This is a genomic window from Shinella sp. WSJ-2 (assembly GCF_003432075.1).
GTDB lineage: Bacteria > Pseudomonadota > Alphaproteobacteria > Rhizobiales > Rhizobiaceae > Shinella.
The window spans coordinates 351673-364525 of sequence record NZ_QWBU01000005.1; the positions used below are offsets into that span (position 1 = coordinate 351673).

Consider the following 12853-nt stretch of genomic DNA (forward strand, 5'->3'; position numbering starts at 1 on the left):
AAACGAACACTTGGAGCCTCACGATGAATATTGCCGCTCAAAAGCTTACCCCGACCGTCACAACCGGTGCCCTTCCCGCGTCCCGCAAGATCCACATTGCCGGCGACCAGCATCCCGACATCCACGTGCCGATGCGCGAGATTTCACTGCACCCGACCTCGGGCGAGCCGCCCGTCATCGTCTACGACGCCTCCGGTCCCTATACCGACCCCAACCACGTCGTCGCCATCGATGCCGGCCTGCCAAGACTGCGCGAAAGCTGGGTTATCGCCCGTGGTGACACCGAGGGGTACGAGGGCCGCCATGTCCGTCCCGAGGACAACGGCTTTGCCACCGGCGAGCGGCTGACACCGGAGTTTCCGGTTCGCAACCATCCCCGCCGGGCGAAGGACGGCAAGGCGGTAACGCAGCTCGCCTATGCCCGCGCCGGTATCATCACACCGGAAATGGAGTTCATCGCTATCCGAGAAAACCTCGGCCGCAAGGCCGCGAAGGAGGCACTTGCTCGTGACGGCGAGAGTTTTGGCGCAAATATCCCCGATTTCGTCACGCCGGACTTCGTCCGTCAGGAGGTCGCGAGCGGCCGGGCGATCATCCCCGCCAATATAAACCATCCGGAAGCCGAACCGATGATCATCGGCCGCAATTTCCTGGTGAAGATCAACGCCAATATCGGCAATTCCGCCGTCACCTCCTCCATGGCGGAAGAAGTCGAGAAGATGGTCTGGGCAATCCGCTGGGGCGGCGATACGGTCATGGACCTCTCGACCGGCCGCAACATTCACAACATCCGCGAATGGATCATCCGCAATTCGCCGGTCCCAATCGGCACCGTGCCGCTCTACCAGGCGCTGGAAAAGTTCAACGGCATCGCCGAGGACCTGACCTGGGAGGTCTTTCGCGATACGCTGATCGAGCAGGCCGAACAGGGCGTCGATTATTTCACCATCCATGCCGGCGTGCGGCTGCATTACATCCCGCTCACCGTCAACCGCGTCACCGGCATCGTCTCGCGCGGCGGCTCGATTATGGCCAAGTGGTGTCTCCATCACCACAAGGAAAGCTTCCTTTACGAACACTTCGAGGAAATCTGCGACATCTGCCGCGCCTATGACGTCTCCTTCTCGCTCGGCGATGGCCTGCGCCCCGGCTCGATTGCCGACGCCAATGACGCAGCACAGTTCGCCGAACTGGAGACTCTGGGCGAACTCACGCAGATTGCCTGGAAAAAAGACTGCCAGGTCATGATCGAAGGCCCCGGCCATGTGCCGATGCACAAGATCAAGGAGAACATGGACAAGCAGCTGAAGACCTGCGGCGAAGCTCCGTTCTACACGTTGGGACCGCTGACGACGGACATCGCGCCGGGGTACGACCACATCACTTCGGGCATCGGGGCAGCGATGATCGGCTGGTTCGGCACGGCGATGCTCTGCTACGTCACGCCGAAGGAGCATCTCGGTCTGCCCGACCGCAACGACGTCAAAGTCGGCGTCATCACCTACAAGATCGCCGCCCACGCCGCCGATCTCGCCAAGGGGCACCCCGCGGCAAAAATCCGCGACGACGCGCTGTCGCGCGCCCGTTTCGAGTTCCGCTGGGAAGATCAGTTCAACCTCTCGCTCGACCCGGACACCGCCCGCTCTTTCCACGACGAGACGCTGCCGAAGGAGGCGCACAAGGTGGCGCATTTCTGCTCCATGTGCGGCCCGAAATTCTGCTCGATGCGCATCTCGCACGACATCCGCTCAGAAGCGCAGAAGGAGGGGCTGGAGGCCATGGCCCAGAAGTTCCGCGAGGGTGGCGATCTCTACATGCCACTTGCGGGAGAATGACCATGCGCATCCTCGTCAAAGGTGCCGGCGTCGCCGGCCTGACGGTCGCGTGGCAGCTCTATCGCCACGGCTTCGACGTCACCATCCACGAACGGGCCGAAAAGGTCGGCCAGGGCGCCTCCGGATTTGCTGGCGGCATGCTCGCCCCCTGGTGCGAGCGGGAAAGTGCCGAGGAGCCCGTGCTGACGCTCGGCCGCCTCGCTGCCGACTGGTGGGAGGCAGCGCTTCCCGGCCATGTGCAGCGGCGCGGCACACTGGTCGTGGCGGGCGGCCGCGATGCCGGAGAACTGGACCGTTTTGCAAGGCGTACCAGCGGCTGGGAATGGCTGGATGAGCAGGCCATCGCCGCGCTTGAGCCGAATCTCGCTGGCCGCTTCCGCAAGGCGCTGTTCTTCCGGCAGGAGGCGCATCTCGATCCGCGCAAGGCGCTCTCCGCGCTGACGGCGGGGCTGGAGGAGGCACGCATGCGCTTCCTCTTCGGTCCCGGTGACGGCGCGGCCCACCATGACCGGGTCGTCGATTGCACGGGGGCCGCGCGGATCGGGCACGTGCCTAATCTGCGGGGCGTGCGCGGCGAGATGCTGCGGCTAGAAACCAGCGACATCAGCCTTTCCCGTCCCGTCCGCCTGCTGCATCCGCGCCACCCGATCTACATCGTGCCGCGCGAGCGCAATCACTTCATGGTCGGCGCGACGATGATCGAAAGCGACGATGCCGGCCCCATCACCGCCCGCTCGTTGATGGAACTGCTGAACGCCGCATACGCCCTGCATCCCGCCTTCGGCGAGGCGCGGCTGGTCGATACAGGTGCCGGCATCCGCCCCGCCTATCCCGACAACCTTCCGCAGGTGACGGAAGAAGGCGACACCCTGCATGTGAACGGCCTCTATCGCCACGGCTTCCTGCTCGCGCCCGCCATGGCGGGCGAAGTCGCGCGCCGACTTCTGGCCGGACATGCCCAGCCGGAAAGGATGGCCTCATGACCCTCATCATCAACGGCGAGGAACAGGACGTTGCCGCCGAAACGCTTGCCGACCTGCTGCTCGCCCTCGACTACGAGGGCGAATGGCTGGCGACCGCGGTCAATGGCGAACTGGTGCACCGGGAGGACCGCGCGGCCTTCCCGCTCGGCGCGTTTGACCGCATCGAAATCCTCTCGCCCATGCAGGGGGGCTGATATGCTGAAAGTCTACGATATCGACGTGCAATCGCGCCTGCTGCTCGGCACGGCCCGCTATCCCTCCCCTTCCATCCTTGCGGAGGCGGTGCGGCGCTCGAAAACGGAGATCGTCACGGTCTCGCTGCGCCGCGAGACATCCGGCGGCAAATCGGGCGGAGCCTTCTTCGAGCTGATCCGCGATCTCGGCGTGCGCGTGCTGCCCAACACCGCCGGCTGCCACAGCGTGAAGGAAGCGGTGCTGACCGCGAAGATGGCGCGCGACGTCTTCCGTACCGACTGGATCAAGCTCGAAGTCATCGGCCATCACGATACGCTCCAGCCCGATGTCTTCGGCCTCGTCGAGGCGGCCCGCATCCTGACCGGCGAGGGCTTCAAGGTCTTCCCCTATACGACGGACGATCTCGTCGTGGCGGAAAGGCTGCTCGAAGCGGGTTGCCGCGTGCTGATGCCGTGGTGCGCGCCGATCGGCTCGGCCATGGGGCCGGTCAATCCAACGGCACTCAAGAGTTTTCGCGCGCATTTCCCCGACGTGCCGCTGATCGTCGATGCCGGCATCGGCCGGCCCTCGCATGCCGCCGAGGTCATGGAGCGCGGCTATGATGCCGTGCTGCTCAACACCGCCGTTGCCGGTGCCGGCGATCCCGCCGCCATGGCCGAGGCTTTTGCGTTGGCCATCGCCGCCGGCCGGCTGGCGCACAAGGCCGTGCCGCTGGAACCGCGCGACATGGCCGTTCCTTCCACACCCGTCATCGGAAAGGCAGTCTTCTCGTGAAGCTCGACCCCTTCTATCTCATCGTCGACAGCGCCGACTGGATCGACCGCCTTGTGCCCGTCGGCGTCAAGCTCGTGCAACTGCGCATGAAGCACGTGCCGGAGCACCGCCTGCGCGACGAAATCCGTCGCGCCAAGGCCACCTGCGCTGCACACGGATGCCAGCTCATCATCAATGATTATTGGCAGATCGCCATCGAAGAGGCCTGCGATTTCGTGCATCTCGGTCAGGAGGACCTTGCGGAGGCCGATATTGCCGCCATCCGCGCTGCCGGGCTCAAACTCGGCCTCTCCACCCATGACGAGGGCGAGCTCGACACGGCGCTTGCGGCAAGACCCGATTATATCGCGCTCGGCCCGGTCTGGCCGACGATCCTCAAAAAGATGAAATGGGCGCCGCAGGGGGCGGAAAAGCTTCGGGACTGGAAGGAGCGGATCGCGCCGATCCCGCTCGTTGCCATCGGCGGCCTAAACCCGGATCGCCTGCAAGTCGTTTTCGAAAACGGCGCCGACAGTGCGGCCGTGGTCACGGATATCACGCTGAATGCCAACCCGGAGGCGCGCACGCGCGAATGGATCGCGCGCACCGCGCGCTGGCGCTGATCAGAGCTTCCACAGCCGCCGGGCGTTTTCGGAAAACACGCGGCGCTTCTCCTCCAGGCTGACACCGGAGAGGAGCGCCTGCGTCGCGCCGATCCAGGTGGACAGCCCGCCGCCCAGCGTGCAGACCGGCCAGTCGCTGCCCCAGACCATGCGGTCGAAGCCGAAGCTATCAGCGACATGGGCGAAATAGGGTTTCAGGTCCTCCAGCGTCCAATGTTCCGAACCATAGGCCGGGATGCCCGAGAGTTTCACGGTCATATTCGGTCGGCGTGCGATCGCCGCGACCGGTCCCTTCCAGGCATCAAAGCCGCCGCCCTTGATGTCGGGCACGCCGCAATGGTCGAGAACGAAGGAGACATCCGGTGCAAGATCGGCCAGCGCGATCGCCCTGTCGATCTGGTGCGGCAGGACGCAGAGATCGAAGTTCAGGCCGGTGCCGGCCAGACGCTTGATGTTTTCGCGAAACAGCGCGCCCTCGGACAGATCGTCAGGCACGACATGCAGCACGCGGCGGAAACCGCGCACGAAGGGATTGGCCAGAACCGTTTCGAGATAGGCGGGGAAATCCGGCGATTCCGGCCGGCAGGAGACGATAGCGCCGACAAGCAGACTGCTCTCCGCGCCGGCAAGTTCCCTCACTATGTCCGTTTCACGCGGAATATCGCTTTCGGCGACGTCGACTTCCATATGCAGCGCCGCGACGATGCCGAGCCGCCGCGCCTCGCGCGCATAGAGATCCTGCGTGAAATCCGCATCGAGCGGCGGCACGCTGGAAAGCCAGGGATAGGAGAGCCGGTCGCGGTAGATGAGATGCAGATGGGTATCGACGATCATTCAGGACCTCCTCAAGGACCCGGAGACTGCCACAGAAGAATGGTCCATTCAAATACGAATTCTTGAAAAGTCGAAGAAGACATAAATCTCGATATATCTTGATTTCCGATATATCGAAATTATATCGGAACCATGAGACACAGAATGGGATGCGGCCCTCACCGCCACTTTTCACCGCCCGACGACCGTTCGGGTCCCTTCCATCGCGGCCGGCACCATGGTCCAGGCCGGGGCGGCCGTCATGGCGGGCGCCTCTTCGACTATGGCGAACTGCGCCTCTTGCTGCTCGCCATCATTTCGGATGCGCCGAGTCACGGCTATGAGCTGATCAAGACCGTCGAGGAGCGCTTCGGCGGCAGCTACAGCCCGAGCCCCGGCGTCATCTACCCGACGCTCGCCTGGCTCGACGACATGGGTTACGCCGCCATCGAGCCGGCCGAAGGCGGGCGCAAGCGCTACAGCATTACGCCGGAGGGCAAGGCCTTCCTGGCCGCCAACCGGGCCGCCATCGACGAATTGATGGCACGGGCCGGCGGCGGAGGCCCCGGCGGCCGCGAGGGCGTGCCCGCCCCCGTGGTTCGCGCCATGGAAAACCTGAAACTCGCCTTGCGGCTGCGGTTGCGACGCGGCGATCTCGATGCGGCCTCGGCCGAAGCCATCGCCGCCGCTCTCGACCTTGCCGCCCAGACCGTGGAGAAAAGCTGATGACCAAAAGCACGACCGCCATCCCGACCGAGCATGCCAGCAAATACCTGCAGCAGCTCTGCAAGCATTTTGCCCACAAGCTCGCCGTCACCTTCGATGAACAGGCCGGCTCGATCACCTTCTCCATCGGCGAATGCCGGCTGAAGACGGAGGACGGCGCATTGCGCATCGACCTCACGGCGCCCAATGCCGAGGATATGGAGCAGCTGAAGGACGTGGTGATCCGCCACCTCGTGCGTTTCGCCTTCCGCGAGGAGCTGTCGCCGACCTGGCACGATGCCTGATCAGATGGCGCCGGCGGCTTCCGAGTTCTGCCGGCGCCAATCCGTGGGCGACGAGCCCGTGCGCCTGCGGAAGAAGCGCGAAAAATAGGCCGGATCCTCGAAACCGATCTCCCGGCCGATATCTTCCATGGGGCGTATGGTGAAGCGCAGCAGCCGCTTGGCCTCCAGCAGGCGCCGCTCCAGCACCATGTCCTTCACCGTCTGGCCGAACACCGTGCGCGCCGCCTTGTCGAGCAGGTGCGGCGTCGTCGCCAGGGTCTCGACATAACGCCCGACCGGCCAGTCCTCGCGATAATGCCGGTCGATGGCACGGCGCAGCTCCAGCCCCAGCGCGACAACAGGTTCCGGCGCCGCAAAGCCGGCGTTGCCGCCAAGCCGCGCCATAAGCGACAGCACGACGCCAATCAGTCCCGCCATGACCCGTTCGCTCGCCGCCGCCCCACCGCGATACTCGTCCATCACCATGGAAAGCAGTGTGCCGATGCGCGAGAATCCCGGCGCGTCGGCTTCGCCGGAGAGCAGCACGGGTGCTGCGAGCGACAGATCCACCTGCGAAGCCATGGCCCGCAGGAGATCGTCGGAGATCGACACGACAATGGCATCGGATTGTTCGTCCACCTCGAAACCATGCACCACGTTGCTCGGCACGAAGCTGATCGCCGGAGCGGAAAAATTCCAAGTCCGGTCTTCGATCCGATAGCGGCCCGCACCCTTGAACCAATAGGTGATCTGCCCCATCAGCGGATGCTTGTGCGGCGCCACCCGTCCGAAATGCAGGCTCCTGCGCTCCATTACCGTCTCGACGTGCAGGAAGCCGACATCGAGCGCGCGGCTCGGTTCACCATAAACGAAAAAGGCTGGAATATCGCGGCTCGCGGTCATGCCGGAAAAAGTACCAGCGAATTGCCCGCTTTGTCCATGGCGCATCCGCTGTTCCCGACCTAGCATTTGTCAGGATTTTTGAGGAGGATACCCCATGCGCGCTGAAGATCATCGCAGCGAAAAGACCCGACCGTTCACCGGCGCCGAATATCTCGCAAGCCTTCGGGACGGGCGCGAGGTCTATATCAACGGCGAGCGCGTCGCCGACGTCACCACCCACCCTTCCATGCGCAATTCCGCCCGCTCCATCGCCCGCATGTATGATGCGCTGCATGACCCGAAGCGTCAGGAACGGCTGACCTCGCCGACCGATACCGGCTCCGGTGGCTACACGCACAAATATTTCCGCGTCGCCCATTCCTCGGCCGATCTTGTCGCCCAGCAGGGCGCGATCGCCGATTGGGCGCGCATGTCCTACGGCTGGATGGGCCGCACGGCCGACTACAAGGCCGCGCTGATGAACACGCTCGGCGCGAACGCCGACTGGTACGGCCCCTTCAAGGACAACGCCCTTTCCTGGCACAAGCGCGCGCAGGAAAGCGTGCTGTTCATGAACCACGCCATCGTCAACCCGCCCATCGACCGCCACAAGCCGGCGGACGCGGTGAAGGACGTCTTCGTGCACATCACCAAGGAGACGGATGCCGGCATCTATGTCTCCGGCGCCAAGGTCGTCGCCACCTCCTCGGCATTGACGCACTACAACTTCCTCGCCCAGAGCTCGGCGACCGTCACCGAAGACCCATCGCTCTCGGTCATGTTCATCCTGCCGATGAATGCTCCGGGCGTGAAGATGTTCTGCCGCGTCTCCTACGAGCAGACCGCCAACACGGCGGCCCATCCTTTCGATTATCCATTGTCCTCACGCTTTGACGAGAACGACGCCATCCTCGTGCTCGACAATGTCTTCGTGCCCTGGGAAGACGTGCTGGTGCTGCGCGATGCGGCAAAAATCCTGTCCTTCCACCCGGCGTCGGGCTTCATGCACGGCTATTGTTTCCAGGGCTGCACGCGCCTGGCGGTGAAGATGGACTTTTTGGCCGGCCTGCTTGCCAAGGCGCTGCGCGCCACCGGCGGCGATGCCTTCCGCGGCAACCAGGCGATGCTCGGCGAGGTCATCGCGATCCGCCACCAGTTCTGGGCCTTCTCCAACGCCATGGCCTATAACCCGATCCCCTGGGCGAACGGCGCCGTGCTGCCGAACCTTGAAGCCGCACTCTGCTACCGCACCTTCATGTCGGAGGCCTATCCGAAGGTCATCGACATCGTGCGCCGCACGGTGGCTTCGGGCCTCATCTACCTGCCCTCCTCGGCCAAGGATTTCGCCAATCCGGATATCGACCGCTATCTCGCGCAATATGTCCGCGGCTCCGACAATATGGGTCATGTCGAGCGCATCAAGATCATGAAGCTGCTCTGGGATGCGACCGGCACGGAATTCGGCGGCCGCCACGCACTCTACGAGCTGAACTATGCCGGCGCGCCGGAAGAGGTTCGCCTGCAGGTACTGAAAGGCGCCGAACGCGGCGGACGTCTCCGGGAGATGGAAGCCCTCGTCGACCAGTGCATGGCCGACTATGACGAGAGCGGCTGGACGGGCGACACCTGGCTGCCGCCGCTCGGCAATGACGCCCTGCCCAACGCTGCCGAATGAGGGCCGTGTCATGGACATCAATGTCTCCAAGACCGAATTCCGCAATGCGATGGCCCGGGTCTGCGCCCCCGTCAACGTTATCACCACCAAGGGAGCCGCCGGTCGTGGCGGCTTCACCGCCACCGCCATGTGCTCGGTGACGGACGAGCCGCCGACGTTGCTCGTCTGCATGAACAGCCGCTCGGCGCAAACCGGCTTGTTCATCGAGAACCGCCGCTTCTGCGTCAACGTGCTCACCCAGGAGCACAAGGCGCTGGCCGCCTCCTTCGCCGGGCAGCAGGCGGACATGGAGGCGCGTTATGCGGATGCGACCTGGACGGACCTTCCCTCCGGCAACCAGGCATTGACTGACGCGATCGTCTCCTTCGACTGCCGGCTTACGGAGGCGCGCCTCGTCGGCACGCACAATATCCTCATCGGCGAGGTCGTAGACATCCGCTGCCGGCGCGACGGCCATGCGCTCATCTATTTCGACCGCAACTATGTGCATGTTCCCACGCAGGCCGGCAGCTTCGGCGGCTGATGACGATACAATCCTCTTGACAAGCGCCCCTCTATTTAACATGTTAAATAAAAGACTGCATGTGGGGAGGAAGAATGCCGCATCTCACCGTCGAATATTCGGCCAACCTAGAAGGCCGCACCGACCTTGACGCGCTCTGCGGAGCGCTTCTCGAAACGCTGCTGGAAACCGGTCTCTTCGAAGTTGGCGCCGTGCGCGTGCGCGCCCTCAAGGCCGATCACTATGCCATCGCCGACCGCTTGGCCGAAAACGCCTTCATCGACCTCAACCTGCGCATCGGCAAAGGCCGCAGCGCGGAAGAGAAGAAGCGCACCGGCGAGGCGCTGTTTTCCACCGCCGGCCGGCTGCTCGCCCCTCTTTTTGAGACGCCGCATTTCGCGCTCTCGCTCGAAATCCGCGAGATCGACGCGGAGCTGAGCTGGAAGAAGAACGCCATTCATCCGCGCCTGCGCGGCAAATAACAGGAAACCCCATGTCGAAACTTCAGGAAAACATCGCGAAGGCGGAAACCTATCTTGCCCGCTTCAAGGAACAGGGCGTGCTGAACCGCATCGCCGGCGAGGATGTGGCCGGCGGCGACGGCGCGACCTTCGAAAGCATCTCTCCCATCGATCTGAAGCCGCTGGCGGCGGTGGCGCGCGGCACGGCGGCCGATATCGACCGTGCCGCCAGGGCCGCCAAGGCCGCCTTCACGGAATGGTCGGCAATGCCGGGCGACACACGCAAAAAGCTCCTGCACAAGGTCGCCGACGCCATCGTCGCGCGCGCCGAAGAAATCGCCTTCGTCGAATGCATGGACACCGGACAGTCGCTGCGCTTCATGGCCAAGGCCGCCCTGCGTGGCGCGGAGAACTTCCGCTTCTTCGCCGACCGCGCGCCGGAAGCCCGCGATGGCAAGACGCTGCGCACGGAAAACCAGGTCAACATGACGACCCGCGTGCCGATCGGCCCGGTCGGCATCATCACACCGTGGAACACGCCCTTCATGCTCTCCACGTGGAAGATCGCACCGGCGCTCGCCGCTGGCTGCACCATCGTGCATAAGCCGGCCGAATTCTCGCCGCTGACGGCGCGCCTGCTCGTCGAGATCGCCGAAAACGCCGGCCTGCCGAAGGGCGTGTGGAACCTCGTCAACGGTTTCGGCGAGGATGCTGGCAAGGCACTGACCGAGCATCCCCTCATCAAGGCCATCGGCTTTGTCGGCGAAAGCCGCACCGGCTCGATGATCATGAAGCAGGGCGCCGATAGCCTGAAGCGCGTGCATTTCGAACTCGGCGGCAAGAACCCCGTCGTGGTCTTCGCCGATGCGGATCTGGAGCGTGCTGCGGATGCCGCCGTTTTCATGATCTATTCGCTGAACGGCGAACGCTGCACCTCCTCCTCCCGTCTCCTGGTGGAAGAGAGCATCTATGACACGTTCACCGCTCTGGTCGCGGAAAAGGCCAAGCGTATCAAGGTCGGCCATCCGCTCGACCCGGAAACCGTCGTCGGCCCGCTGATCCATCCGGTGCACGAGAAGAAGGTTCTCGAATATATCGGGATCGGCAAGTCCGAGGGTGCGACGGTTGCAGCCGGTGGCGAGAAATTCGCGGGTCCTGGCGGCGGCTGCTATGTCTCGCCGACGCTCTTCACCGGCGCCAACAACCAGATGCGCATCGCCCAGGAAGAAATCTTCGGCCCCGTGCTGACGGCCATTCCGTTCAAGGACGAGGCGGAAGCGCTGGCACTTGCCAACGACGTCCAGTACGGCCTCACCGGCTATCTCTGGACATCTGACGTCACCCGCGCCTTCCGCTTCACCGATCATCTCGATGCCGGCATGATCTGGGTGAACTCGGAAAACGTCCGCCACCTGCCCGCACCCTTCGGCGGCGTCAAGAATTCCGGCATCGGCCGCGATGGCGGCGACTGGTCCTTCGATTTCTACATGGAAACGAAGAACATCGCCTTCGCCACCCGCGCCCACGCCATCCCGAAACTCGGCGGTTAAGCCGCCGGCCCGAAACTCGGCGGTTAGGCCGCTGGCCAGAAACTTGGCGGCTGATCCCGCTTATTCCACAAGACTGCGCCCGTCCTCGTGTCACGAGGCGGGCTTGAGGAGGACAACATGCCCGTACCGCAGCCCAATCTCTACCCGCCCTTCAACATCGTGCGCCTCAGCCATGTCGAATTCGGCGTCACCGACCTCGCCAAGTCGCGTGCCTTCTATGTCGACACGCTCGGCCTGCAGGTGACGGACGAGACCGCCGACACGATCTATCTGCGCGCCATGGAAGAGCGCGGCCACCATTGCATCGTGCTCAAGAAATCCGACAAACCCGAGGCCCGCGACCTCGGCTTCAAGGTCTTCGACGAGGACGATCTCGACAAGGCCGTGCATTTCTTCAAGGGCAATGACCTGCCGGTGGAATGGGTCGAGCGCCCCTATCAGGGCCGCACCTTCCGCACCCGCGATCCCATGGGCATTCCGCTGGAATTCTACACCAAGATGGACCGCCTGCCGCCGATCCACCAGAAATATGCGCTCTATCGCGGCGTGAAGCCGCTGCGCATCGATCACTTCAACTGCTTCTCGCCCGATGTCGACGCTTCCGTTGCCTTCTACAACGAGCTCGGTTTCCGCGTGACCGAATATACCGAGGATGCCGAAACCGGCCGCCTCTGGGCCGCCTGGACGCACCGCAAGGGCGGCGTGCACGACATCGCCTTCACCAACGGCCGCGGCCCGCGCCTGCATCACACCGCCTTCTGGGTGCCGACGCCTCTCAACATCATCGACCTGCTCGACCTGATGGCGACGACCGGCTGGGTTTCCAACATCGAGCGCGGCCCCGGCCGCCACGGCATTTCCAACGCCTTCTTCCTGTACATCCTCGATCCGGATGGTCACCGCATCGAGATCTACTGCTCGGACTACCAGACCGTCGATCCGGATCTCGAGCCGATCAAGTGGGACCTCAAGGACCCGCAGCGCCAGACCCTCTGGGGTGCGCCGGCGCCGAAATCCTGGTTCGAGCACGGCAGCCTGTTCCAGGGCGTCGAGCCGGAGGACGCCAAGCTGAAGTCCCAGCCGATCATTGCGCCATAAGGAAATGACCATGACCTTGAAAGATCCGAGCCTTTTGCGGCAGGCGGCGTTGGTTGGCACGCGCTGGATCGAAGCGGATGGTAGCGGCATCGCGGTGAAGAACCCGGCGACGGGTGAACTCGTCGGTTACGTGCCGAAACTCGGTGCGGCCGAGACGAAGGAAGCCATCGACGCGGCCGCAGCAGCCCAGAAGGGCTGGGCGGCGAGGACTGCCAAGGAACGCTCGGGCATCCTGCGCAAGTGGTTCGAGCTGATGATCGACAACAAGGACGATCTCGGCCGTATCCTCACCATGGAACAGGGCAAGCCACTGGCGGAAGCCACCGGCGAGATCGTCTATGGCGCAAGCTTCGTCGAATGGTTCGCAGAAGAGGCCCGTCGCCTCTATGGCGACATCGTGCCCGGTCACCAGAAGGACAAGCGCATCCTCGTGATGAAGCAGCCGATCGGTGTCGTGGCGGCGATCACGCCGTGGAACTTCCCGAACGCCATGA

General features: G+C 63.9%; 15 protein-coding genes. 13 read left to right on the top strand and 2 right to left on the bottom strand.

The features are described from left to right. Nucleotides 1–23: 23 nt before the first annotated feature. From thiC to D0Y60_RS14825, 5 genes are read left to right on the top strand one after another with little or no spacing between them, the layout of a single operon-like run. Nucleotides 24–1835, top strand: a complete 1812-nt coding sequence (gene thiC / locus D0Y60_RS14805; RefSeq protein WP_117370714.1) for a phosphomethylpyrimidine synthase ThiC — start codon at nt 24–26, stop codon at nt 1833–1835. 2 nt (nt 1836–1837) lie between these two features. After that, the gene (gene thiO, locus D0Y60_RS14810) at nt 1838–2818 is read left to right on the top strand and encodes a glycine oxidase ThiO (protein WP_199564193.1); all 981 of its coding nucleotides are present in this window, start codon (nt 1838–1840) and stop codon (nt 2816–2818) included. Then, nucleotides 2815–3012, top strand: coding sequence for a sulfur carrier protein ThiS (thiS, locus tag D0Y60_RS14815; RefSeq protein WP_117370716.1), 198 nt, complete (start codon nt 2815–2817; stop codon nt 3010–3012). The genes thiO and thiS overlap by 4 nt, the downstream gene beginning before the upstream one ends. 1 nt (nt 3013) lies before the next feature. Then, the gene (locus D0Y60_RS14820; protein WP_117370717.1) at nt 3014–3787 is read left to right on the top strand and encodes a thiazole synthase; all 774 of its coding nucleotides are present in this window, start codon (nt 3014–3016) and stop codon (nt 3785–3787) included. Next, nucleotides 3784–4389, top strand: a complete 606-nt coding sequence (locus D0Y60_RS14825; protein ID WP_117370718.1) for a thiamine phosphate synthase — start codon at nt 3784–3786, stop codon at nt 4387–4389. Before D0Y60_RS14820 ends, D0Y60_RS14825 begins: the two co-directional genes overlap by 4 nt. Here D0Y60_RS14825 and D0Y60_RS14830 read toward each other — a convergent pair whose 3' ends face one another. Continuing rightward, entirely contained in the window at nt 4390–5223 is an 834-nt protein-coding gene (locus D0Y60_RS14830; protein WP_117370719.1) for an amidohydrolase, read from the bottom strand. A gap of 144 nt (nt 5224–5367) precedes the next feature. Between D0Y60_RS14830 and D0Y60_RS14835 the strand changes: the two genes are divergently transcribed. Together D0Y60_RS14835 and D0Y60_RS14840 are read left to right on the top strand one after the other, a co-directional pair. Next, nucleotides 5368–5928 (top strand): PadR family transcriptional regulator, encoded by a 561-nt coding sequence (locus D0Y60_RS14835; protein ID WP_199564194.1) that lies wholly within the window; start codon nt 5368–5370, stop codon nt 5926–5928. Then, nucleotides 5928–6212, top strand: a complete 285-nt coding sequence (locus D0Y60_RS14840) for a DUF2218 domain-containing protein (protein ID WP_117370721.1) — start codon at nt 5928–5930, stop codon at nt 6210–6212. The genes D0Y60_RS14835 and D0Y60_RS14840 overlap by 1 nt, the downstream gene beginning before the upstream one ends. On the opposite strand, the gene D0Y60_RS14845 is transcribed toward D0Y60_RS14840, so the two are convergent. After that, complete coding sequence (locus tag D0Y60_RS14845) at nt 6213–7094, bottom strand: helix-turn-helix domain-containing protein (RefSeq protein WP_117370722.1); 882 nt, start codon at nt 7092–7094, stop codon at nt 6213–6215. A gap of 94 nt (nt 7095–7188) precedes the next feature. Between D0Y60_RS14845 and D0Y60_RS14850 the strand changes: the two genes are divergently transcribed. The 6 genes from D0Y60_RS14850 to D0Y60_RS14875 all read left to right on the top strand — a co-directional run. Further along, nucleotides 7189–8748: a 4-hydroxyphenylacetate 3-hydroxylase N-terminal domain-containing protein gene (locus D0Y60_RS14850; protein ID WP_117370723.1), complete on the top strand. Its 1560-nt coding sequence runs from the start codon at nt 7189–7191 to the stop codon at nt 8746–8748. Nucleotides 8749–8758: 10 nt separating this feature from the next. After that, nucleotides 8759–9271 (top strand): flavin reductase, encoded by a 513-nt coding sequence (locus tag D0Y60_RS14855; RefSeq protein WP_117370724.1) that lies wholly within the window; start codon nt 8759–8761, stop codon nt 9269–9271. 74 nt (nt 9272–9345) lie between these two features. Beyond that, the gene (locus D0Y60_RS14860; RefSeq protein ID WP_117370725.1) at nt 9346–9732 is read left to right on the top strand and encodes a 5-carboxymethyl-2-hydroxymuconate Delta-isomerase; all 387 of its coding nucleotides are present in this window, start codon (nt 9346–9348) and stop codon (nt 9730–9732) included. A gap of 11 nt (nt 9733–9743) precedes the next feature. Beyond that, nucleotides 9744–11261 (top strand): 5-carboxymethyl-2-hydroxymuconate semialdehyde dehydrogenase, encoded by a 1518-nt coding sequence (gene hpaE / locus D0Y60_RS14865; protein ID WP_117370726.1) that lies wholly within the window; start codon nt 9744–9746, stop codon nt 11259–11261. Nucleotides 11262–11378: 117 nt separating this feature from the next. Next, nucleotides 11379–12359 carry a 3,4-dihydroxyphenylacetate 2,3-dioxygenase gene (hpaD, locus tag D0Y60_RS14870; protein WP_117370727.1) on the top strand — a complete coding sequence of 327 codons (981 nt, stop codon included), beginning with the start codon at nt 11379–11381 and terminating at the stop codon, nt 12357–12359. 10 nt (nt 12360–12369) lie between these two features. Further along, a partial coding sequence (locus tag D0Y60_RS14875) for an aldehyde dehydrogenase family protein (RefSeq protein ID WP_117370728.1) occupies nt 12370–12853 on the top strand: 484 nt, incomplete at its 3' end.